Source organism: Pedobacter sp. MC2016-24, assembly GCF_015223055.1.
Taxonomy (GTDB): Bacteria; Bacteroidota; Bacteroidia; order Sphingobacteriales; family Sphingobacteriaceae; genus Pedobacter.
Window position 1 is genome coordinate 124055 of record NZ_JADFBX010000014.1, and the last position, 24719, is coordinate 148773.

The window sequence follows — 24719 nt, forward strand, 5'->3', positions numbered from 1 at the left end:
ATTAATTAAATTTAATGGAGCAGGATGACCAAATACTTCTGAATGAACTGAAAAGTGGAAGCCCTTCTGCTTATGAGCGTGTATTTAAGAAGTATTATAAAATGCTGGTCGCTAAAGCCTATTTCGTTCTTGAGGATGAGATGGAAGCAGAGGATCTAGTGCAGAACCTCTTCGTCACGATGTGGCAAAAATCACACTTTATTTCCATAAAAACATCGCTGAAGTCTTATCTGTATGGCGCGATCCACAACCAGTGTATGATGGTTATACGGGACAGGAAAGTTGCCGATAAGCGAATGAATAGCTATAAAGAGGTCCTGGCTGGAGATGAGTATGACGAGGAAGGCGAGGTTGAAGATGAGGCCTCTCAAGGCCGCCTGGATCTGGCTTTCCAGGAACTTCCACTCCAGCGTCAACGGGCCTTTAAGCTGGTATATGTAGAAGATAAAAAATATAAGGAAGCTGCGGAGGAAATGGGCCTTTCGGTGAATTCAATAAAGACCCATTTGAAACTTGCGGTGAAAGCCTTAAAAGATAAACTCATAAAATTTAAATGATTCATTCACCCAATCGAAGGATAAATGACTCTTAGAGCTGAAGATGATAGAAAACAAGGAATATATAGAAGCACTGTTGTTTGAGAAAATTACGGGTACGATTAGTGAGGAAGAGAACCTTGTTGTCGAAAATGCCATTTTGCAGGATGCGGAGACGCGTGCATTATGGGAAAGGCTGCAATCGAAAATGAACCAGACTGTGGCCCGCAATTTTATCTCAGGATTGGATCAGAACCTTGCCTGGGCGCATACGGCTGAAATGATCCAGAAAAAACCGAAACCTTATGTTCAGCGTTTGAGCAGGCAAATTGCGGGCATTGCTGCGGTGCTGGCCTTAGTTCTGCCCTTAGGCTGGTATTTTTTTAGCCATCGTTCCACCGAGCTAAAGGAAAGGCAAATGTATACGGCAAAGGAAATTTATCTGAAAACCGATGAGGGGGATTTAATACCAATGGGGAAACCACAGGACATCACTATCGGATCGGCCAAATTAAATGCTACGGCTGAAGCCTTAAATTCGCAGGCTACGTCCGGGGCATCGGATAGCTGGGCGACGGTAGTGGTACCCAGTACCAAAGATTACAAAATCACTTTAGCTGATGGAACGGTTGTCTGGATGAATTCGGCGTCCAGCCTGAAGTTTCCTTTGAGCTTTGGAAAGGGGGAAAGAGCGGTTTTTCTCAAAGGGGAAGCCTATTTCGATGTCACCAGGAATCCAGCTCAGCAATTTATAGTGCATACTGATTATGCGGACATTAAGGTGCATGGGACAAGTTTTAACGTCCATGCCTATGACGAAGGGGCTTTCTCTACAGCTCTGGTTGAGGGCTCCGTATCGGCATTGAGACAAGGGCAGGAGCTCCGTATAAGTCCTGGCCAGAAAGCCTTTGTGCTGAACAATAATTTGGACAAGATGACATTTGACCCTTCGGAGGAGCTGGCTTGGATGAAAGGGGTGTATACCTTTCATAACCGTTCCTTAGCGGAAATAGCGCCTGTGATCAGCCGCTGGTTTGATGTAAAAGTAGAATGGGCACAGGCAAGTGTAGCAAATCAGACTTTTACCGGTGAAATTGACAGACAGCTTCCTTTAGCTGTTGTCCTATCGAATCTACGGCTTGCTTCGGGCATTCGGGCCGACATTAAAAATGGGGTGCTGACTTTTAAATAATTTTTTTTCAAAAAGCCTTCACCCATTTCCAGCCCAGTTGCATCTCTTAAGCAAACCATTTATAAACTTTTGAATGTATGCTTAAAAAACTTACCAGAATTGGCCGGATTTTACTTCCTGTCATTTTTATGTTGCATGTATTGTCGCCCATCTACGCAAAAACGCAACCGATCGTCAGGCTCAATGTGAAAGGTAAGAACATCAGCCTTGCCACATTGTTTAAAGCCATCAAAAGCCAGACCGGGCTCACCGTGTTCTACAGCAATAAACTATTGGACGATACCGAAAAAATATCGATCAATGTAGAACAGGCTGAACTTGCAGAAGTACTCAGGCTGGCGCTCAAGGGAAGAAAACTGGATTGGCTCATCAAGGAAAAATACATCATCCTTCAAAAAGAAAATCCACTGGCGGAGCCTGGAGAAGCAAAATCAACAGAGCATGAAAGAATATTGTTCCAGCAGATCAAAGGGCTGGTGACGGATGCTGAAGGCAATGGGATCCCCGGCGTAGGTGTCAAGATCAAAGGTGCCTCCAGAGGTGTTGTGACCGATAAGGATGGCCGTTACATGATTGAAGCAGAAGCCGGTGATGTGCTGGTGTTTTCCTATGTAGGCTATGTTACCCGGGAAATTCCAGCAGGTTCCCAAAGCACGGTCAACGTCAAACTGGAGATCGAGGATGCGAGCTTGAATGAAGTTGTGGTCGTTGGTTATGGCACACAGAAAAAAGTGAACCTTACCGGTGCGGTGAGCCAGGTAACGGGGAAAGATCTCGTCGCCCGGCCGATGGGCCAGACTTCCGCAGCCCTGCAGGGAATGGCACCTGGTGTTACGGTTAAGCAGAGTTCCGGACGCCCGGGGGGAGATGGTGGGAATATCCGTATCCGTGGTATCGGAACCATAGGCGTGGCCGATCCGCTGGTTATGATCGACGGGATAGAAGGCTCGATCAATAACATAGATCCCAATCTGATTGAGTCGATCTCTATCCTTAAAGATGCGGCATCTTCTTCCATCTATGGATCCAGAGCTGCCAATGGCGTGATCCTGGTTACGACAAAGCGGGCAACTGCCGATCAGATCAATATCTCTTACAACAATTATATCGGCTGGCAGGACCCTACCAATATGCCTAAACTGGTCAATTCGCTAGACTATATGCTGCTGCTCAACGAAGCCTATACGAATACAGGACGGACACCATTATATTCGGCCGCGCTGATTGAAGAATTTCGTCAGCAAGGCGGCAGGAATTCAGATCAATATCCGAATACCGACTGGCAGAAGGAAACCCTGACGGGTTCTGGTCTGCAGCAAAGCCATTTCCTGACCATTGAGGGGGGAACACAGAAAGTTAAGATGTTAGGCTCTTTCGGACTCTTTGATCAAAAAGGCCTGATTCAAAATTCTGGATTCAAGCGTTATACGATCCGAAACAATGCAGATGTCAAGTTTTCTGATAAACTAAAAGCCAGGGTCGATCTTCAGTTTGTCAACGCAGTCACTACTGATCCGGCAGCGGGTTCCGGTGAAATTTTTCAATGGATGAACGGTATTCCTGCCAATCAAATCGGTGTGAATGAAAGCGGACAATGGGGTGTGGGCTGGAATGGTGTGAATCCGATCTCTGCGACTAAGGATGGAGGAACGAACCGGACCAGGGGGCCTTTTGGGAGTCTCAATGCAACTGTGAATTACAAGCCACTGGAATGGCTGGAGGCGGAAGTAGCCTACTCACCTAAATATGCACTGTCCTCGACAAAAAACTTCAGAAAAGCGATACAGTCTTATTTACCTAACGGAAGCACCAGTTTTTTGACGCCGGCATTGACCGCGTTGACTGAAGGCAAAAGCGAGTCCTTTTATAACAATATGCGGGCAACATTGACCGCAAGCAAAAATTTTGATGAGCATAATTTGAAGTTGCTGCTTGGTGCATCTAGGGAAGACTATTATAATGAATGGACTTCAGCATCACGCGATACTTATATTTTGCCTCAGTACCCGGTTTTAAATGGTGGTTCGGCAGTGAACCAGCAGGCTAATGGAAGTGCGGAGGAATGGGCTTTACAATCCTTATTCAGCAGGCTCAATTACACGTGGAAAGGTAAATACCTGTTAGAGGTGAATGCCCGCTACGATGGCTCTTCTCGTTTTTCTGAAGGGAATAAGTATGGCTTTTTTCCTTCCGCTTCTGCAGGATGGCGGATTTCTGAAGAAAGTTTTATGTCTGGTTTAAAAGGAACGATCAATGATGCCAAAATACGGGTGTCATGGGGTAGGTTGGGCAACCAGCAGATTGTCGGTACCTATCCCTCTGTTACGACCTTGTTATTGGAGTCTACTGCTATGGGTAAGCAAATTGTCAATACAGCGGCGCTCAATTCACTTGCCAATAAGAACATTTCCTGGGAAACCACAGAAGAAAAAAACATCGGTATAGATTTAACACTGTTCAAAAACTTTAGTGTAACAGCAGATTATTACCGTCGCCGTACCCGTGATATCCTTCTGGAACTAGACGTACCACTGATTATTGGGCTAAACAAACCTTTCCAAAATGCGGGCACTGTAGACAATAATGGCTGGGAACTCGGCCTTGCGTATAAAGGAAATCTAAAAGATTTCAACTACAACCTTAGCTTCAACCTGTCCGATGTGAAGAATACGGTTGTCGACCTTAAGGGTATCAATCTTTCCAATTTAACTGTAAACCGGGAAGGTTATTCGATTTCTTCTCTGTTTGGCTATGAGGCTCAAGGCTATTTTGCCTCTGACGCAGAGGTGGCTGCCCATGCCACACAATTTGGCGCGGTGAAGGCCGGCGACATCAGGTATAAGGATCAAAATGGCGATGGCCTGATCAATGAAAGTGACAAGGTCATCATTGGCAGTACCATCCCAAGGCTTACTTTCGCGGCTAACCTGGCTGCCGCTTACAAAGGTTTCGACCTTTCTGTCCTTTTGCAGGGTGTGGGCAAAGCCAATGGTTATCTCAATGGCCCTGGCATTTTGCCATTCAACGTCGGCGGTGCGCTAGGAGGAACGATTCGTGAAGAAAATAAGAACCGCTGGTCGCCGGAAAACCCAAATGCAAAATATCCAAGGCTGGCTTTTGGAGAATCGAATAATGAACAGGCTTCCAGCTTTTGGTTGCGGGATGCTTCTTACCTGCGCATCAAAAACATACAGTTGGGTTACGCATTGCCAGCGGCACTTGCGGCAAAACTAAGTATCAAAAGATTGCGGGTATTTGCCAATGGATCTAATATTGCCTCATTCGACCGCTTCCTAGCCGGTTATGATGTAGAAGCTCCTGTGGGTGCTGGAACCAGCTATCCCCAGGTCAAATTATACAGTTTCGGTGTGGAAGTAGGATTTTAAAGAAAAACAGATGAAAACAAATATATACCTCGTTATAATCTTGGCCTTTGGGGTCATACTTGGCGCATCATGTAAAAAAGGATACCTGGATAAAAGCCCTTTATCCGGACCTTCAGATGAAACATTTTTTACCAATCAGGATGAACTGGTCCTTGCGGTCAACGGCCTGTATAAATATGCAGGCTATGCACCTTTGGATAACATGCCCGTCAATCTATCGATAGACAATGGAACAGATATCGGTTGGGATCGTAATAATAGTGCACTGCAAAGCATTGGCAAGGGCAATCACGATAGTAACAATACCTATGCACGAGACATCTGGCGTGAGGCCTATAGGGTGATCGCGAAATGTAATTTCGTGCTTGATAACCTCTATAAGGTTCAGGATAAGGCCAGTCCTGCAATATTTAACCGCTCCAGATCGGAGGCGAGATTCATCCGGGCTTATACCTACAATTACCTTACGGATTACTTTGGGGATGTACCATTAGTCACGAATATGCTGAAGCTGGAAGAGTCGCAGATCGCAAAAACGGCAAAGGCGTCTGTGGTCGACTTTGTGTTGAAGGAGTTGACTGAATGTGCTGCAGACCTTTCTTTAAGTTATACAGGTGCAGATGTAGGTAGGGCTAGTCGTGGTGCCGCTTTAGCCATTAAAGCCCGTACTGCATTGAACAATGAGCGTTGGGCAGATGCTGCTGAGGCAGCCAAAGCAGTGATGGATTTAAAAGTATACGGCTTGCACAATAATTTTGGTGCGTTGTTCAGTTATGCCGGTCAAAACTCAAGCGAGATCATCTGGGCCTTCCAATACCTCCGGGCTTCTAAGACCAAGACCCATTCCACGCCTAACAATTTATTGTCCAGGAATGGACAGGGCTTTTCCAATAAAGTGCCTTCCCAATCGCTGGTAGATGTTTATCCTTGTACGGATGGCTTAAATATCGACGAGTCGCCCTTGTTTGATCCCCAGAATCCTTATAAAAACAGGGATCCAAGATTGGGCTTTACCGTCGTTTTGCCAGGCTCTACCTTTTTCAATTACCAGTTTGAAACGCATCGCGATAGCCTGAAGTGCTGGAATTACAATACCACGCCTGCTACACGGGTTGATAATCAGGATGCGATCAATGCATTTGCTACATTTACCGGATACTGCTGGAGAAAGTACGTTGACCTGGAGGACAAGATCGATAGGACCAATTCTGAACTCAACGTCATTCAGATCAGGTATGCTGAGGTACTGCTGATCTATGCTGAAGCGAAAAATGAACTGAGCCAACTAGATCAGTCGGCATACGATGCCATTAACCTGGTTAGGCAGCGGCCGAGTGTAGCCATGCCGGCGATCTTGTCAGGAAAAACCAATATTGAGTTCCGTAACCTCGTCCGCAAGGAACGGCTATATGAACTGGCCATGGAAGGCTTCAGGCAGTCGGACCTGCGTAGGTGGAAGGTCGCTGAAAAGGCCATGACGGGAAATTTCTACGGGAGGGTTCAAAGGGGATTGGTAGCTGCGGCCCCACAAATTGATGACAATGGTTTGGCCGACTATTCGGCTGTTCCAAACCGGGCAGACATGCGTGTGATCGAAGTCCGGGCATTCAACAAAAACCGCGACTATCTGTGGCCTATTCCAAACCTGGAGACCGTAACCAATAAATTATTGATCCAAAATCCCAACTACTAATGAAATACCTATTTAAAGTAATCCTGCTGCTGCTTGTAGCAACAGGATTGCATATCGGCCAAAGCTACGGGCAACAGCAACCAGCGCACAGCAGTTACGATATTTGTATTTATGGCGGGACTTCCGCGGGTGTAATTGCAGCTTATACTGCGGCAAAGCTGGGAAAAGAAGTTTTACTGATTGAACCTGGAAAAACTTTGGGCGGCATGAGTTCCGGTGGCCTCGGCCTTACCGATATCGGAAACAAATACGCCATCAGTGGACTAGCTTTGGATTTCTACCGCAGAATTGGTCAGCATTATGGGAAATTTGAGCAGTGGGTATTTGAGCCCCATGTGGCAGAAAACATCTTTCAGGATTACGTCAGGAGGGCAAAGGTGGAAGTACTGTATGAAAATCGACTCATCGATGTAAAAAAACAGGGCAAGCTCATCAGGGAATTGGTACTAGAGCACAGCACCGGAGCAGGCAGTAATGTCAGGGTATCGGCCAAGATGTTTATCGATTGCTCCTATGAAGGGGACCTGATGGCGAAGGCCGGTGTTTCCTATGCGGTAGGACGAGAAGCCAACAGCGACTATAAAGAGACTTTCAATGGCGTGCAATTGATGAACGGACATCAGTTGCCGGACGGGATAGATCCTTATCGCACACCCGGAGACCCCGGGAGTGGATTGCTCTGGGGGATCAGCAACGGTCAGTTGGCTGCAAATGGTACGGGCGACCGTAAGTTGCAGGCCTATAATTTCAGGATTTGTCTAAGCAGTGACCCGAACAATCAGGTGCCGATTACACAGCCAACGAATTATCAGCCAGAGCGCTATGAACTGTTGCTAAGGCAGATGGCAAAACGGGACTGGAAGTCTTTGCAGGATGTATTCATCTGGAGCGGAATGCCCAATGGTAAAACCGACATTAACAACAGAAATGGCTTTTCTACGGATATGATCGGTATGAACTGGGAATATCCGGAGGCGGATTATACCAAAAGGGCAGAAATCTGGAACGCACATACGGATTATACGAAAGGCCTGCTGTACTTTGTTGGCAATGACAAAAGGGTGCCTGATCACATCCGGGCTGAAATGAAAAAATGGGGTTATCCAAAAGACGAATACGTTGGGAATAACCATTGGTCACATCAGCTTTACATCAGGGAAGCCAGGCGTATGGTTGGAGCTTTGGTGATGACCCAGCACCATTGTCAGGGTAAGGAGCGGGTTACAGATGGGGTAGGTACGGCGGCTTACACCATGGATTCGCACAATTGCGACCGCCTAATCGTAAATGGCCAGGTAAAGAATGAAGGCAATGTAGAAGAAGGTGGCTTTGGGCCTTATCCGATTTCTTACAGGGCGATCATCCCTAAAGCTTCGGAAGTAGAAAATCTGAGCGTACCTGTATGTCTTTCAGCCACGCATATAGCTTACGGCTCCATACGGATGGAGCCTGTATTTATGGTACTCGCACAATCGGCGGCCACTGCAGCCGTTCAGGCCATCGAAAAACGTCAATCGATGCAACGTATCGACGTAAAGCAATTACAGGCGACATTAAAGGGCAATCCCCTGGTAAATGGAAGTAAGCCGGAAATTCTGCTGGACAACAGTGATCTGCAGGCTGTTCAAAAAAACGGCACATGGCGCGTGGAAACTTATGGCGGTTATGGACCAGATTTTTATGTGGCTTCGCCTGCTGCGGGACTGAGCAGCCTGAAATATCAGCCTTCATTGACGCTAAGCGGGAAATATGACTTGTATACTTATTACCCGAAACAAAAGGACAGGGCCTCAGCTACCCGGGTCGATATTCATGATGGCAAGCAGTTGTACGAATTGTCTATCAAGGATGCCGAGGTTACGGTACTTGGTCAGACCTCGGGTGAATGGGTGCATTTGGGGCGCTACACTTTTACCGCAGGAAAGCAAAGCTATGTGGAAATCTCCAATCAGGGCGCCAACGCAGATGTAATTGCCGACGCTGTATTGCTGGTTCCCATAGAGGGCTTTAAAGAATAGTTTTTTCTCTTATTCGTACGCATCTATTCATGACATTTTAAAGATATGATCAACCGCAATCGGTCGTAGTTGAAAAGACCGATTGCGACTGTTAAAGAGGTAGAATTGATACGCTACATTTTATCTAATATCTTCTCTAGTGCAGCAATACTCAAATCTCTGCCAACAATTCTTCCATTGGCATCAACCAATACTGTTGTTGGGTATTTGACCACTGCAAATTGACCCAGGGAAACACTTTTATTACCTTGTTCATCTATAACATGCAGCCATGGTAATTTCTCCTTTTCAAGATCTTTCAGCCATGCTGTTTTGCTGTTTTCTGTAGCGATACCTAAAATTTCAAATCCCTTGCCATGGTATTTGGCATGTAATGTTCTCAAATCCTTGAAAGCGGTATGGCATGGCCCGCACCAGCTCCCCCAGAAATCGATCAGCAGGTATTTGTTTTTCAATGAGGAAAACTTTAGCGGCTGATCTTTTGGATCATTTAAGGTGAAATCCTCCACGAGATTACCAGTGACTGATTTTTTTCGACCTTTGATTTGCTGTAGTACATTGCGGCCAAAAAAGTTATTCATGATGGATGGCGCAAGTTGCTTACTCAAACTTTCCGCAGTCTCCAGATCCAGATTTTCAGCGAAATTTTGAAGTAGGAGCACAGAGGCAAATGATTTTGGATGCTCATTTACGGTTTTAATCAGCTGTTGTTTCAGCAATTCATTGTAAGCAGCTTTGCCCTTGTTGTATTCCCTGATCATGTCCTTAAACTTCTGTGCCGTAGTATCGCGTTTCATATCATATAGATAGGCTTTGCCATATTTATCCCCCAGTTCATTGATCATTTTTTCGTAAACCGGATTTGTAGTCCTGAAAAAAGAATTGTAGAACTGAAAACCAGCAGCACCTTTGACTTTAGAATTTTCAAGAAGCTCCATATCTGCTTCGATGACAATTTCAGCGGGGCCTTCGAAGGGAATACTCAGTATAGAATAATCTCCTTTTGTTTTCTTCTCATGGCCGCTATAAAAGCCGAAGTCGCCCATTTCTGTAAAAGGTTGGGAAAAGGTAAATGTTCCATTCACAATCTTTGCGCTATCGCGAATTGACTTTGGAAGATTAGAAAACAGGTAAACATATTGGCCATTGTATTTGGCTGCTGCTGTTCCCTTAAAAACAACCTTCTTTTCAGAACTGGGTTTTTGTGCGACGCTAGCTCCTGCTGTTGTCAAAACTAAAAGTAACGTATATATTGATTTACACATAAAATTTATATTAATCTTAAAAAATTAATCCACCGGATTTTGTTCAATTAAATCATTCGCATTGATCTCAGCGATAGGAATAGGAAGTGTTAGCGAAAAAACAGACTTGATATTCGGTCTTAACAATTGCAACGTTTTAAAAGGAAGTCTGCGCATGGCAAACCAATCCAGGCCACTTTCCGCTAAGAAATTCTTCCGTACTTCCTGTACTACCAACAATTGCATGGCCTCTGGCGTAGTTGCATCATCCACAGCCGAAAAATCAGTGATCCCTGCACAGGACAGTATGGTTTTTAAACGCGCTTTGGCTCCACTAAGGTCAGAACCCAATAAAGCGATGGCTTCGGCTTGCATCAAATAAGCTTCAGTTAAACGGAAGGCATAACTGTTACATGCTAAAGCGGTTTTTACAGGCTTTATTGCAGGTCCCGAATAGTACTTGGTTACTGAAGGTAAGATCCCATTTATATTTGCTGCATCTTTATACATCCAGGTTTGTCTTGGATCTTTTGCTAGCAAATCTTTTAAGCTGGGCGTAACGTAATAGTCTACGCTTGTATTATTCAGGTAAAATTTCCAATTGTCAACGGGAAAAGGCTGTAGTGATAACATCACTTCCTTACTTGTAAAACCTTTTACATGAAATAGGTCTTTTAAATTCGGCTCCAGCAGGAAATTGCTGTTTTGAATGATGTCCTCTGTTAAATTTACAACCTGGGTATAATCTCCCGCTGATCCTCTGTTAATCAGTACCCTTGCCTTAAGCATTTTTGCTACCCAAACATTCGCATAATGGATTTGAGTATTTAAAAGTGGCAAAGCAGCAATAGCATCATCCAGATCCTTAAGTATGGCATCATAGGCGGCGGCAACAGTACTTCTCGGTAACTTTACATTTTCCGCAGAAACAAATTCATCTCTTAATATAATTCCATATTTGCTATTCACATCATAATAATGGCCAAAATAAAGTAGCAGATCAGTATTGGCAAAAGCACGTAGAAACTTAGCTTCACCAATCATTTGTTTTTTCCGCTCTGCTGGAATATTGCTTACTGGTTCCACATTCTTTAGAAAACCATTAGCTGCATTCACCATATTGTAACCGTATCTCCATTTACTTGCAAGTACCTGGTTAGAATTACGATAAACCATGTTCATGAATCCATCCTGACCATAAGAATAAGCCAATGATCCGGAAAGTTCTGAGGGCAAAATTTCATTTACTGAAACCCATCTAACAGACTCCAGGCTACTATAATCCAACCCTACGTTTGCAAAATTATAGTATACCCCATTTAATACGGTCTCAGCACTTTTAAGGTCAATGATTACATTGCCATCTACTAATTTATTGGTAGGAAAAACGTTCAATTGCTTTTCACATGAAAAAAATGTACATGTTAACAATAACAGTAGTAGTAATTTGAATTGTATATATTTCATCTCAATATTTTATGTTAAAACCCAAGTTTAAAGCCTAGTGAAAATGTACGCACCACCGGATAATTGCTTACATCAAAATATCCTCCACCTACACTAAAGGTGTCATTGCTGGTTTCAGGGTCATTGCCCGGATATTTGGTAATGGTGAAAAGGTTTGTGGCTGAGAAAAAGACAGAAGTGTTCTGTAATCCTGCACGTTGCATCCACTTGGCCTGGTTAAATTTATAGTTCATGTTTAAGGTCCTTAGTTTGATATAAGAAGAACTGAACACATCAATACTTGAAGGCATAGGCATCGTACCTTCCAATACCAGACGTTCACGGTTGGTTTCTGTGTTTCCAGGATGGTAACGGTCTAACATCAATGCATGCGAGTTTGAAGTCCCATTGAACTGTCTGCTGCTGATGTGATCACCCCATAACAATTTGCCACCCTGGGAAAAAGTGAAGAACAGTTGGAGATCCAGGTTTTTATAGCCAAAACCTTGTGTAAAGCCTCCATAATACTTGGGGGCAGCATTGGCGATGATCGTCTTTGCATCTGCAATCGCAGATTTACTCGATTTGTAGTACTCATAATCTAGCTGATACATTGGATCTCCAATACCAAGAAATGGATAGAGTATGGGTTGTGCTGGCCCAATCTCTTTTTTATAAGCATCCAGTTGTTCCTGAGTTTTAATGATGCCGGTATGGGTATAACCTAAAATCATTCCCAAAGGCATCCCTTCTGCAATCCGGGTATTTTGCCATTCCAGACCAGTCATTCCTCCCGACTGCCCCAAATTGGCTTTTGGATCCAACTTGGTAACAATGGTTTTGTTCCAGGTCACATTCAATGAAGCATTCCATCTGAAATCTTTATTTTTTATGATATCACCTTGCAAGGAGAATTCAAAACCCTGGTTTTTCAGATCTGCAGCATTGCTGAGCAGGAAAGCATAAGAACTACTTGCAGGAACGGGTAAATAAAGTAAGGCCCCGTTTGTTCGCTTATCATAATAATCTGCTGTAAGTTGTAATCTGTTGTTAAATAAGGAAACGTCTAATCCCAAATCAGTAGATTTTGTACTTTCCCATTTGATGCTTTCATTCCCCAGTTGAGTGGGAATTAAGGCATTCGCGCCAGCATAAGCCTTGGGGCTATATAATGTGCGGTACATTTGGTCGCCAATGTTCTGACTTCCGGTTAATCCATAACTACCTCTTACTTTAAAGTCATCGATCCACTTTACATCTTTCAGAAAGTTCTCTTTGGAGATTCTCCATCCCAGGGCTGCCGATGGGAAATAGCCAAATTTGTTGTTCGGACCAAACTTCGACGAACCGTCTGTTCTACCCGTAAAAGTAAACAGGTATTTATCCATTAAAGTATAATTTGCCCGTAAATAAAATGACAATAAATAGCTCTGCGGCCCTGCAGGCTCATCACCGCGAGTAAACAACGGGGTGATTGCCGAAGAAAGGTTATTGAGCGAATGATCATTTGGGTATCCTGAAGCGGTAGCACTAAAGAAACTGTTTTTCCTGGTCTCATAAGAAGTACCGGCTAAAACATTGATGTCGTGAATGTCCGCTATATTTTTAGTATAGGTAAGTGTATTTTCCAAAAACCAGTTGGCCATTCTGCTGTTGGAATTGCTTCCAATACCTGATTTTTCTGAAGCTGTGCCAAAATAGCTACCCGTCTGAATAAAGCTAGGCATATAAATGCGCTGGTTATAAGTTTGCATATTTACAGAGACCGTACTCTTGAACTGTAGTGCTTTTGTGATGTCGTATAGCGCCGATAGTGATCCCAGGAGACTAAATGTCTTGGCATTGTTCGTCGCTTGCAATAATCCAACCGGATTTTGAAAGCCCTGATAATCCTCACCACCTTGTCCAACAAAACTCGTAGGCATGCCGTTTTCATCATAAGGAGCTAAATCGGGGCGTGCCCTTAAGGCTTGTCCATAAGCCCCGTCGCCAATATTCTGATCCGTATAGCCTAAATTTAAATTGGTGATAAACCGGAACTTACGCCCAATCTCGTTCTCTAAATTTAACTTACCTGCAATGCGCTGATAATTTGTAGCCTTCACCACCCCGGGTGTTTGATTAAAAGAAATAGAACTGAAGTACTTAGAAGCAGCACCACCGCCTTGCACGGAAAGATCTGCATTGTGAGATACGGTATTTCGAGTAATCTCCTTCAGCCAGTCGGTATTTGCTTTACCAAAGAAAGTATCCGAATGGTTTAAAATGGCATCTATATTTTCCGGTATATAATCTTCGTCTGGATCTGCTTCATTCATTAGATTTTGAGCAGATTCTGTGAGTAGCATTTTGTACTCATCAGCATTTAATAATTTAGGTAGTTTGGGCGTAGTAACCGTCGTATAATAATTTGCATTAATTTGCGGTTTCATGTCTTTTTTACCTCTTTTTGTGGTGATCATAACTACACCATTTGCCGCTTTTGAACCATAGATCGCAGTAGAAGAGGCATCCTTAAGGATACTGATCGATTCGATATCATCTACATTTAAACCACCCAGGCTATTCAAGCCATTCGTAAATGCAGTAGATAATCCTGTGTTCATGCTGCCCATGCCATTAATTTCATTTCCAATCGGACTACCTACATCAAATCCTGGATTGATATAGTTATTCGACACCTGAACTGGTATGCCATCAATAATATATAAGGGGTCATTTCCTCCCAGTAAAGAGCTGGAACCCCTAATCCGTATGCGCACTGCACCTCCAGGAGAACCATCGGCCTTGGTGACTTGTACTCCGGCAGCTTTACCTGCTAATGCATTGTCTATTGTGGCAAAAGGGGCATCTTTTAAGTCTGCGGCATTCACAATGGCAACGGATCCGGTCAGGTCTTTTTTCTTGGTATTTCCATAGCCCACTACGACCACCTGATCCAGACTGGAGGTTTCCGGCTCCAGGGATATATTTATGGTCTGTTCAGTGCTCACAGTGATCTTTCTGGATTGGTAACCAATATAACTAAATGCCAGTTGGTCGCCTTTCTCTGCAGCAATGCTGTATAATCCGGCATTGTTTGCTATAGCACCTTTTCCGTTGGTTTTGTTTATGATTGTTACCCCAGGAATTGGTTTCCCGGTTTCGTCAGTGATTTTACCTTTTATTGGTTCCTGCTGGTTAAATAGCTTCAAAACCTTGTCCGCAAGGGATTCTGGCTTGTATTTAACCACAATGTTGTTGCCGTTAACAATGCTGAAGGTTAATGGAAGGGTATTGAAGTGGTTATTGATGATTTCCTCAATGCTGGCATTTTTAACGTTGATACTGATGTTTTGTTTATACAGGCTATTGTCGTACAGGAACACATAGCCCGTTTGCTTTTCAATGGCCTGGAAGACTTTGGCTATCGGTACATTTCGTTCCGTTAAAGATACCTTTTGGCTATATCCTGTAGCGCTTGCCTGTATCAAGCCTACAATCAACAGCAGGGTGGTCAGTTTCATAATTCGTAATAATTTTTTTGGAAACCAGGCATAAGGCATGGCTCCGCTAATCGCATTTAATTTCATTACTTTTGTAAAGTTTGGATTAATACAGAAATGGTTTAGTTGAATCGTTTTTTGCACCAATTAAAGGGTTAGTCCGGATTTTTAGGCAGGGGTGCTCGTAACACCTCTGCTTTTTCCTTTCCCCTTATGGGATGGTTAGGTTAGTGTTTTAATCATGTTTAGTATTGGTTTTAAGGTTTAATAATGATTTTTAGTGGTTGCTGTGGCTGAGTTTTTTCTAAACTATAGTCAAGGCCCAGTAATTTAAGTACTTGTAGTGCCTGGTAGGCATTTACATTTCGATAAAGTTTACCTGAAAATGTTCTGTCGCTGATCTTACCGTTTGCCACGATATCGATATTATACCAACGTGAAAAGCAGCGTAGTATGGTTGTCAAATCTGCATCTTTAAACTGAAATAATCCATTTTTCCAGGCTACTGCAAGTTCTGTATCTGTTTCCTGAACGGAGAAGGCAGCATGATGTGGGTTCCACACAGCCATTTGTCCGGGATGAAGTATTTTGTTTGTGCCAGGCTGATTGGAAGCTGATACTTTGACCATTCCCTGCAGTAGAGCTGTTTTAACAAGGGTTTCATCGGCATAGGCGTTTACGTTAAAATGGGTACCAAGAACCTCAATAGTCTGCTGCCTCGACAATACGAAAAAGGGCTTGTTTTTCATCGTCATAACCTCAAAGTAAGCTTCACCGACCAACTCCACTTTACGGTCTGTTTTGCCAAAATGTAGTGGGTATTTCAATTCGCTTTTAGCATTTAACCAAATGTTTGTTCCATCTGGAAGGTTTACTTTATAGGTTCCGCCATTTGGTGTAATGATGGTGTTAAATTCCTGCTGCTCAGATTCATTGTTTTGTTCAGCATCAATTTTATAAAGGATTGTTCCATCTTTAGCTTTGGTGATGCTCAGGTTTTGCTGTTTCAAAACGGTGCCATTCTGAAGTTTATTTAAGGCAATTTCCTGGCCATTGGCCAATCTTAGAATGGCACTGTTTCCACCAGGTTTTACTTTGCTTAGGCGATTTTTCGTGTCGGCTGTGACGTTCTGTTGATAAGCCAGGTAGCCCAGGCTACCGGAGATGATGAGCAACACTGCCGCTGCGGCCGACCAGTACCAGATTTTCATGCTACGTTTCTGTATTTTTGCGCTTTTAGCAATTCGTTTCTGGAGTGTATCTTTCTGTGCATCGAGTGATTGCTGGCCCGTTTCAAAAGCCATCAAAACAATCAGCTTTTTTAATTCCAGAATCTCAGCCCGGTTTTCAGGTTCGGTTTTAAGTTTTTCTTCCCAATAGCTAACCGCTGTAGCATCCTTTTGGAAACAATAGCTTAAAAATAGCTCATCTTGAATCAGTTTGCTGATTTCTTCTCTTGACATCATACGTATTGATGGTGATTTTATGAATAGAGTATGTACTTGCTATAATTCACTACTCTTTTTATAAAAAAATAAAATAAATTATTCTATGAGCCATGAAGTTTAGAAAAGAATAGGAGCAGGCCCAGTAAAACTGCCAGTGAAATCAAGAGTATTTCATCTTTTCCGATTTGGCGCTTCAGTTTTTCTACTGCCTTATAGGTGGTGTTATACACTGTGTTTATAGAAATATTATTGGCTTGCGCAATTTCCTGATAGGAGAGGTCCAGATAAAACTTTTGGTAAAGTAAATCCCTTTGCTTTGGTGCAAGCTGGGTCATGTATTTCTTCAGTAAAGCCTGCAGCCCGGCATTTTTTTGTTGTTCGATGTGCAGTTCTTCAAGAGAGGGGCTTAGCCCAAATTCCGCTACATCAAACTCATCCAGGGATTCATGATTGTCGGCACGATTGGTTTTATATAACGCTCTTAAAAAAGATGTGACGATATAATTGTGGGGCGTGTTGATGTGATCTAGTTTTGTGCGTTGTTCCCAAATGTAAAAAAAAACGTCACTGATGGCATCTTTAACTTTGTCCCCGGGAAAACTCCTTTTAAGTCCGATAAAATTCAAATAATGGCAGTAGTGTGTATATATCTTATAAAAGGACTGTTCATTGCCATCTGATACAAATGTAGCCCAGTCTTCATTCATATTCTGCCTTTGGATCATACCTGTATTCCTGCTAAATTGACCATTTGAATCGGAGTTGGAAAATTAGCTTATTTTTCTATGAAGTACAAGCGGGTTTGTCGTACTGACTATACCTTGGGATATAAAAAAAAACAGACTTTTTATCCTCAATGTTTTTTGGATAAAAAGCCTGCTTAATGTATTTGTTTCTGATGGGTGAAATTAGTTAAGTGGCAATATTTGATAAATGCTTTTATTTCCTTTTGTAATTTCTTTACTCAGATCTTCAAATGCTTTATCACCGCTTGGATCTCCGGCCCAAACTTTTCTGCCGGCATTAAAATCTGTATAATAATCATCCCAGGTTTTAAATTCTTTTTGCGCCAGTGGCAGGGTCGAGGTAACGAATTTTTCCACTTCATCTTTAGATAAATATCCTGCAGCGTATCCCATACAGGCATTGTTTACCAAGCGGGCATAGTCCCAGGCTTTATGTGGATTTTTTGTATCCCCTGTTTTTAGCTTTTCCAGAACTTTTTCCAATCCAGCTTTATCATTAATATCCCACCAGCTCTTTAGCGTACGTTTGGCATCGGCCGAGCCGTCTTCAGGTTTAAAAGGAAATTCCAGTAATTCTTTGTAATTGCCTACAATTTCTTTTGGGTCATCAGTTTTTATCATGTCATTAACAGCAGTCTGCCCGCCATAACCTTGAATAAAATAAATACCGCCCAACATAAAGCTGCTTAGTTTTTCATCCTTGAGTTTGTCGGCATCTTGTTTAGTGCCATCAGATTCTTGTTTTGCACCATCTGAGGTGGTTTTACCGCCATTACAAGAGATTACGCCAAGGCAGATTACGATGGCAAGAGCAGAGAGAATTGATTTTTTCATAATTGATAGATTTGTTTTATGACAAAATCCTAACAATTACCGAGCCATTACATGTTTACTCCACTGCTCATTGCCTTACGCTAAAAGCCATGGGTATTCAGGTCTTTATCGACCAGAATACCATCCAAAACATTAAGGTTAAATTTAAGATTTCGTTTCGCTCTCAATTTGATGTTAAACAATTCTACATTGCCATTTAAAGCTGGCTTATTGCCTAAGTTCACAAAAGTTGGATAAAGTGCTTTATTACCATTGGTATGTAGTCTGTCGTACGTCAGGTTCTCCATTTGCCCGGTATTTAAAATTTGTACACTCACAAATTCATAATCTTTTGGAAGATATGGTAACGCAAAACTGAAAGCATTTACAGATTTGAGATCAATGCCTTGCACCTTAACTTCAATGATTTCATCTTTAGCATATTGTGCTTTTGAAATACTGATTTCCAACTTTCCGCTAACTTTGTCGATTTTACCAGGGGCAATGCCACCATCAATTTGGGTGGCTACAGAAGAAATGTCATAAGCGTCAATCAGATTGTTGCCGTTGATGTCACCATTGCTGATGTAACCTTCAAAATCAGCATCACCTTTTCGGAGACCGGTATAATTGGTATAGGAAGTGAGGTCATTTCTATCGATCAAACGGTCGTTATTGATGTCTCCAGGAAGATAACTGGGAGTACCTGGAACTTTGAAAATATACAATTCCCTGCCCGAACCAAAACCTCCTGATCCTTCAGAGACCACTAATTTGACGTAACGGGCTGTGGGATGTGTCCTGAAATCAAATGTTTTCACCGCGTCGGTATAGGCCCAGTCGAATGTACCTGCATCTGTCCAGGTTTGCTGATCATTGCTGTAAAATACCTTACCCTTCATCAGGATCCCATTTCCTTTTCCTGAACGCGGCAGATACTGGAATTTGTCCAATTGATTGATGGTTTTTAGGTCGATAATCAGATCAAAAGGAATGGCATTGGTGCCCCATTTGGTATGCCACATATTGCTTTCATCAAAATCGAATAATTTGCTGATCTCTGATCCGCCCTGATCCTGTGCGCTAAGCGTTGCGCGGATGCCATGGATTGCAAATTGAAGTGGGTTTGCTTTTGTTGTGGTTTTAAATGTTGTCCAGTCAGAATGCCCATCTTTATTTACGGCACGTAGTTTAAAAGCATATGGCGTTTCAGCGCTTAAGCCATCGAATAGTAAGCTGGTATCTTTGATGGTTGTATAAAGCATACCGTTAAAAACTATTTCATAGAAATCGGCATGATCGACTTTTGACCAGGTTGGTTTTAAGGTATAGGCTGCGCTATTCAGATTTGAAACACCTGCCTGGGTGGGTACGGTTAGCTTTCCTGATGAAATTCGTTGTTGATCTCTGGGTTCAAATATGAAGCCTTCAATTGTTGCGCTGACAGAATTGACCGCAGTATTTGTTGCGCCGAGTTTGATCAGTAGCTGCGGATTTTTCAATATCGCTACCTTCGCAAACTCCGTTCCCGGAGTTGCAAATTGATTCAAATTTGGAGCCGATTGGTAAAAGTAGACATCCTGCTTAGCCAAATAGTCGTTCATTGAGTTTACTTCGGTCAGTTTAACGTCTTTGTTGCCTATTCTAACCGATACTTTTTGGGGTTTTTGCGATACGTTGACCCTAAGTTCCGTTACTTTTTCTTTGACAAAACCATTGAAACTCCCTTTTGTAGGGTGAATGCTGAGTACAACTCGGTTGTTTCGGTCAACCGTGGATTCAATCAGGCTATAGGTTCCCTTATTTAATTGGTATTGTTCCGAAGTTCCGTCATCATCATATTCCGTAAACGAACTTTTCCCTGCCGGATAAAACTCATATATGCGCAGGTTTTTATTGACTTCGGTTACATTGTTGTTTGGATTTGTTAATGGAATGATCGCGCCATTTTTAACAAAAACTGGTAATTTCCATATGGGTGCTTCGAAGCTGTTTAGTATGCTATTTCCCGTGTATTTTTCTCCGGAGAAATAATCAATCCATATGCCTTGGGGGAGGTAAATCCCGTTCCGGATATCGTTGCCTTTTTCATCTGCTTTTGTAGCCTGGTAAATTGGAGCGACTAAGAAATTTGGTCCGTATAGAAACTGGTATTGTGTAGCGGTACCTTGGGTATAGGCATTCGGATACTCCAGAAACATAGCTCTGATGATGGGTAGGCCGGTCACGGCTTCTTTGGCAATGCTGTAAGTGTAAGGTAACAGCTCGGATTTTAGCTTTAAGTAGTGGCGATTAATCGAAGTGGTCGGCTCGCCTAAAGCCTGAGGATATTTTTCGTTAGCACCCCAGCCATCCATGTTTAACTGCATTGGCGTAAAGGTTTTCCATTGATAGTCCCTGGTATTGACGATTGGGTTTTTACCGCCGAAAATTCCATCTACATCTGAAGTGATATTGGGTTGCCCGGATAGGCCGGAACCCAGGTAAGTAGGAATGTGGAAGCGAATATACTCCCAAACACCGCCGGTTTGGTCACCTGACCAGATTCCGGCATAACGTTGCGTTCCCGCCCATCCATCTAAGGAGATGATAAATGGTCGGCTGTTATTGCCATGTTTTGTCATGATCTGGGCTACGTCTGCAACGCCGTTAAGTCCAAAGGAGTAACCCGCACCCACCCAGGCTACATCTGTTTTCAATACGCGAACGCCGGCGTCTTTTACTTCTTTCAGGATGTCCCGCTGTAACAAGGCACTGACTTCTGGCTTAGGGTGAAGGTCTGATTGCGTCCACAACCCGATCTCAACACCATTTTTCCTGGCATATTCACCCAGGCTCTTCAGATTTTGAATATTGCCATCTAAAGTATTGGTCTGGCCATAACCGGCGCCATAGCCATCATTTGGAAGTAACCAGCCAAAAGGCAGGTCATTCTTTTTATAGCTGTCAATCACTGCTCTGGCAGAAAACTGGTAATTGTTATGCTCTCCATTTAAGGATTCTTTGATCCCACCATTGTCTTTCTGACTCTCTTTATAGCGTTTACCGTTTTCAAATAAGATTCCTTTTTCATCTTCTTTCCAGTAATCGCGGTTATATGCATTTAAATGCCCTTGGTAGAAACCAAACTTAGGTAGCAATACCGGATTTCCTGTCAATTGATAAAAGTCTTTCAACAGGGCAGAGGGGCCATTGCTGATCATGAAAAAAACATCGAGGTAATTGGTTTCATGACTTATTTTTACCAGGCCTTTTTCTTTGGCTCCAAAATCATATTTCCCTTTTTTAAAAGTATGCCATAGGACGCCATATCCTTTTGACGACCAGAAATAAGGACTGGGAGAAGCCACTCCGCCATCTGTCCAGCTATTTTGATTTTCAACAGCGATTATTTTGCCCTTATGGGAGAAGCGCCCGTTTTGTACACCGCCACCATAAAAATATTCCTGCGGATTTTCTTTTAATGTTAACCCCACCTCAGTTTTTTCAAAACGGATTGGTGCAAGCTCTTCTAAAACGATTGTATTTGTAACCAGATTCGTGATTTTTAACAAAGTGGTGTTTTTATTTATCTGAACCGATATCTTATTGGTACTTATGGTAATGAGGTTGTTTTCATCAGTCAGAATTAATTTTTTTACTGGCGTTCTTGGATTTTGTACCAATATTCTGGCTTCAGGTTTCGAATCGGGGTCTCTCATCAATCCGCCTGAATTGTCCTGAAAAAGCCTGAAAATCTGATCGGCATAAAAGTCAAATGTCAAACGTTGATTGTTCGATAGAGATACTTCAACGACGGTTGGGCTGATTTTTTTTGCAGCGATGACTTTCTGATCCTGTTGCCATACCTGCTGGAAGGTCATTGTTTTTTCTGCTGCAATAAGCTGAATATAACAAGTTAGTGAGATAAAAGCCAGGGTTAGCAAAGCGCTGTTTTGTGGTTTAGGAGTCCAAAATGGTTTCATTGTCTTTATGGTAACATAATAGTTGTTGCCAAGATAGAATTATCTATTGTTGTAATGCATGGAATAATTACGCAAACGTTTGATTTTTAAGTGGTGATAAAATGTCTTTATCTGATTATTCCTCATGCTGGCTTGCTGTTACAAAAATAGAAGAAAATGAATTTTATGATTGCAAAAGAATAAGGTTGAAAGTGTGCGCTGCCTGGTTGGATGAAGCTGGTGGATCTGCAAGGTTACCTATACACAAACGTTTGCGCAAACTTTTGTGAAAATCGGGGACAAACCTCATCATCATAGTTTTTAACTATTTAGCATAGAATTTATTGATTGGGATTATCTCTTGTAAAACCATAAATTTATAATGCTTTACAACGGTGGAGCTAAATAAAGTATTCAGTAGCTAAACTTATAAAACATGGAAAAAGATCCGAACGATATCAGTAAATGTCCATTTCACAATGGCAGTATGAAACATAATGTAGCCGGTGGCGGTACCCGAAACCGTGATTGGTGGCCCAATCAATTGAAATTAAATATTTTGCGTCAACACTCGTCCTTGTCTGATCCTATGGGAACGGATTTTAGTTATGCTGAGGCTTTTAAAAGCCTGGATCTCGCAGCGGTAAAAGCAGATCTTCATGCTTTGATGACAGATTCGCAGGATTGGTGGCCGGCTGATTTTGGCCACTATGGTGGTTTATTTATACGCATGGCATGGCACAGTGCAGGAACATATCGGGTAGGTGATGGTCGCGGTGGGGCAGGTGCAGGCTTACAACGTTTTGCCCCGCTTAACAGTTGGCCGGATAATGTAAGTCTTGATAAGGCCCGGAGGCTGCTTTGGCCAATCAAACAAAAATATGGTCGCAGCATTTCGTGGGCCGATCTGTTAATTCTGACTGGTAATGTAGCACTGGAATCAATGGGTTTTAAAACCTTTGGTTTTGCAGGTGGTAGGGAAGATGCCTGGGAAGCGGATGAATCGGTATATTGGGGTGCTGAAACCACCTGGTTAGGTGGCGACTTGCGTTATGCACATGGTTCTTCGGGGGTAGCAGGTGATGGTGTATTGGTTACAGATGATGATGCCGATGGCGACATCCACTCCCGCAATTTAGAAAAACCATTGGCTGCTGTTCAAATGGGCTTAATCTATGTGAATCCGGAAGGCCCGGATGGCAATCCCGATCCTGTTGCTTCTGCTAAAGACATTCGTGATACTTTTGGTCGGATGGCGATGGATGATGAGGAAACGGTAGCTTTAATTGCAGGCGGTCATAGTTTTGGGAAAACCCATGGCGCAGCATCTGCTGATCATGTGGGTAAAGAGCCTGAAGCGGTAGATCTGGAGGCACAAGGCCTTGGCTGGAGCAATAGTTATGGCTCTGGTAAGGGTGCTGACGCAATCACCAGTGGTTTGGAAGTGATATGGACTAAAACCCCAACGCAGTGGAGCAATAATTTTTTTGAAAACTTATTTGGGTTTGAATGGCAATTGTCTAAAAGTCCGGCTGGCGCACACCAATGGGTAGCAAAAAATGCAGAAGCTTTTATTCCTGATGCATTTGACAGTTCAAAAAAACACATGCCAACCATGCTAACCACTGATCTTGCATTAAGATTCGATCCTGTATATGAGAAAATATCCAGACGATTCTTTGAAAATCCGGATCAGTTTGCAGATGCTTTTGCTCGTGCCTGGTTTAAACTTACGCATCGTGATATGGGGCCTCGGGAACGTTATTTAGGTTCTGAAGTGCCACAGGAAGAATTGCTTTGGCAAGACCCTATTCCAGCTGTTGATCATGAACTCATTGATGATCATGATATTGCAGTTTTGAAATCAAAAGTTTTGGATTCTGGCTTAAGCGTATCCGAATTGGTTTCTACGGCCTGGGCTTCGGCTTCTACATTCCGTGGCACGGATAAACGTGGCGGTGCCAACGGCGCACGTGTCCGTTTAGCCCCGCAAAAATACTGGCAGGTAAATAGCCCTGCACAGTTACAAAAAGTATTGGATATACTGGAAGGCATTCAAAAAGACTTTAACGTTGCGCAGATCGCAGGTAAGAAAGTTTCATTGGCTGATTTGATTGTGCTTGCCGGTGCTGTCGGCATTGAAAAAGCCGCTTCCGCTGCCGGATATGGAACTACCGTTCCTTTTACTCCTGGTCGGATGGATGCTTCGCAGGAACAAACTGATGTGGAGTCATTTGGTTATCTGGAGCCTGCTGCTGATGGTTTCCGTAATTACCGCAAATCGAAAATCCCGGTATCCACGGAAGAGTTGCTGATCGACAAAGCCCATCTGCTTACACTCACAGCACCAGAGTTAACCGTGTTGCTGGGCGGCCTTCGTACCATCAATATTAATTTCGACGGTTCTAAACATGGCGTATTTACAGGACAGGTAGGATTGCTCAGCAATGATTTCTTCGTAAATTTACTCGATATGGGCATTGTCTGGAAAGCAGCCTCACCTGATAAGGAACTTTATGAAGGACGTGATCGCGCTAGCGGCGAAGTAAAATGGACGGCTACACGTGCAGATCTTGTCTTTGGCTCGAATGCTGAATTGAGGGCCATTGCTGAGGTTTATGCAAGTAGCGATTCGGCCGATAAATTTATTGCAGACTTTGTGGCTGCCTGGACTAAAGTTATGAATCTGGACAGGTTTGATTTAAAATAAGATCTAAACAGCTATGAAAAAGGCCCGGAATCTCTCTGATTCCAGGCCTTTTTTATGT

General features: G+C 43.0%; 13 protein-coding genes. 6 read left to right on the forward strand and 7 right to left on the reverse strand.

What is annotated here, in order from left to right; genetic code table 11:
• Positions 1 to 14: 14 nt before the first annotated feature.
• The 5 genes from IM797_RS23135 (at position 15) to IM797_RS23155 (ending at position 8825) form a co-directional block, all read left to right on the forward strand.
• Complete coding sequence (locus IM797_RS23135; protein ID WP_194129578.1) at positions 15 to 557, forward strand: RNA polymerase sigma factor; 543 nt, start codon at positions 15 to 17, stop codon at positions 555 to 557.
• A gap of 43 nt (positions 558 to 600) precedes the next feature.
• On the forward strand, positions 601 to 1728 hold the full coding sequence (locus tag IM797_RS23140; RefSeq protein WP_194129579.1) for a FecR family protein: 1128 nt from the start codon (positions 601 to 603) through the stop codon (positions 1726 to 1728).
• 77 nt (positions 1729 to 1805) lie between these two features.
• Positions 1806 to 5114 carry a TonB-dependent receptor gene (locus tag IM797_RS23145; RefSeq protein WP_194129580.1) on the forward strand — a complete coding sequence of 1103 codons (3309 nt, stop codon included), beginning with the start codon at positions 1806 to 1808 and terminating at the stop codon, positions 5112 to 5114.
• A gap of 10 nt (positions 5115 to 5124) precedes the next feature.
• Complete coding sequence (locus IM797_RS23150; protein WP_194129581.1) at positions 5125 to 6807, forward strand: RagB/SusD family nutrient uptake outer membrane protein; 1683 nt, start codon at positions 5125 to 5127, stop codon at positions 6805 to 6807.
• Positions 6807 to 8825, forward strand: coding sequence for an FAD-dependent oxidoreductase (locus IM797_RS23155; RefSeq protein ID WP_194129582.1), 2019 nt, complete (start codon positions 6807 to 6809; stop codon positions 8823 to 8825). Before IM797_RS23150 ends, IM797_RS23155 begins: the two co-directional genes overlap by 1 nt.
• A 113-nt stretch (positions 8826 to 8938) precedes the next feature.
• Here the strand turns inward: IM797_RS23155 and IM797_RS23160 are convergent, their stop codons facing one another.
• The 7 genes from IM797_RS23160 to IM797_RS23190 all read right to left on the reverse strand — a co-directional run bounded on the left by IM797_RS23160 (position 8939) and on the right by IM797_RS23190 (position 21972).
• The gene (locus IM797_RS23160) at positions 8939 to 10090 is read right to left on the reverse strand and encodes a TlpA disulfide reductase family protein (protein WP_194129583.1); all 1152 of its coding nucleotides are present in this window, start codon (positions 10088 to 10090) and stop codon (positions 8939 to 8941) included.
• Positions 10091 to 10114: 24 nt separating this feature from the next.
• Entirely contained in the window at positions 10115 to 11464 is a 1350-nt protein-coding gene (locus tag IM797_RS23165; RefSeq protein WP_194129584.1) for a RagB/SusD family nutrient uptake outer membrane protein, read from the reverse strand.
• 86 nt (positions 11465 to 11550) lie between these two features.
• Complete coding sequence (locus IM797_RS23170) at positions 11551 to 15087, reverse strand: TonB-dependent receptor (protein ID WP_194129585.1); 3537 nt, start codon at positions 15085 to 15087, stop codon at positions 11551 to 11553.
• Between the two features lie 170 nt (positions 15088 to 15257).
• The gene (locus IM797_RS23175; RefSeq protein ID WP_194129586.1) at positions 15258 to 16466 is read right to left on the reverse strand and encodes a FecR family protein; all 1209 of its coding nucleotides are present in this window, start codon (positions 16464 to 16466) and stop codon (positions 15258 to 15260) included.
• An 83-nt stretch (positions 16467 to 16549) separates the two neighbouring features.
• Positions 16550 to 17155, reverse strand: coding sequence for an RNA polymerase sigma factor (locus tag IM797_RS23180; RefSeq protein WP_194129587.1), 606 nt, complete (start codon positions 17153 to 17155; stop codon positions 16550 to 16552).
• A gap of 201 nt (positions 17156 to 17356) precedes the next feature.
• Entirely contained in the window at positions 17357 to 18028 is a 672-nt protein-coding gene (locus IM797_RS23185; protein WP_194129588.1) for a DUF1266 domain-containing protein, read from the reverse strand.
• Positions 18029 to 18108: 80 nt separating this feature from the next.
• Positions 18109 to 21972 carry a TIM-barrel domain-containing protein gene (locus IM797_RS23190; protein ID WP_194129589.1) on the reverse strand — a complete coding sequence of 1288 codons (3864 nt, stop codon included), beginning with the start codon at positions 21970 to 21972 and terminating at the stop codon, positions 18109 to 18111.
• Positions 21973 to 22387: 415 nt separating this feature from the next.
• On the opposite strand from IM797_RS23190, the gene katG reads away from it, so the two are divergent.
• Positions 22388 to 24661: a catalase/peroxidase HPI gene (katG, locus tag IM797_RS23195; protein WP_194129590.1), complete on the forward strand. Its 2274-nt coding sequence runs from the start codon at positions 22388 to 22390 to the stop codon at positions 24659 to 24661.
• Positions 24662 to 24719: the final 58 nt, after the last annotated feature.

What these genes read in the sequence shown, in the direction of transcription:
- IM797_RS23135 (WP_194129578.1), top strand. Translation starts at nt 15, where the DNA reads ATGGAGCAGGATGACCAAATACTTCTGAATGAACTGAAAAGTGGAAGC.
- IM797_RS23140 (WP_194129579.1), top strand. Translation starts at nt 601, where the DNA reads ATGATAGAAAACAAGGAATATATAGAAGCACTGTTGTTTGAGAAAATT.
- IM797_RS23145 (WP_194129580.1), top strand. Translation starts at nt 1,806, where the DNA reads ATGCTTAAAAAACTTACCAGAATTGGCCGGATTTTACTTCCTGTCATT.
- IM797_RS23150 (WP_194129581.1), top strand. Translation starts at nt 5,125, where the DNA reads ATGAAAACAAATATATACCTCGTTATAATCTTGGCCTTTGGGGTCATA.
- IM797_RS23155 (WP_194129582.1), top strand. Translation starts at nt 6,807, where the DNA reads ATGAAATACCTATTTAAAGTAATCCTGCTGCTGCTTGTAGCAACAGGA.
- IM797_RS23160 (WP_194129583.1), bottom strand. Translation starts at nt 10,090, where the DNA reads ATGTGTAAATCAATATATACGTTACTTTTAGTTTTGACAACAGCAGGA.
- IM797_RS23170 (WP_194129585.1), bottom strand. Translation starts at nt 15,087, where the DNA reads ATGAAATTAAATGCGATTAGCGGAGCCATGCCTTATGCCTGGTTTCCA.
- IM797_RS23175 (WP_194129586.1), bottom strand. Translation starts at nt 16,466, where the DNA reads ATGATGTCAAGAGAAGAAATCAGCAAACTGATTCAAGATGAGCTATTT.
- IM797_RS23180 (WP_194129587.1), bottom strand. Translation starts at nt 17,155, where the DNA reads ATGAATGAAGACTGGGCTACATTTGTATCAGATGGCAATGAACAGTCC.
- IM797_RS23185 (WP_194129588.1), bottom strand. Translation starts at nt 18,028, where the DNA reads ATGAAAAAATCAATTCTCTCTGCTCTTGCCATCGTAATCTGCCTTGGC.
- IM797_RS23190 (WP_194129589.1), bottom strand. Translation starts at nt 21,972, where the DNA reads ATGAAACCATTTTGGACTCCTAAACCACAAAACAGCGCTTTGCTAACC.
- katG (WP_194129590.1), top strand. Translation starts at nt 22,388, where the DNA reads ATGGAAAAAGATCCGAACGATATCAGTAAATGTCCATTTCACAATGGC.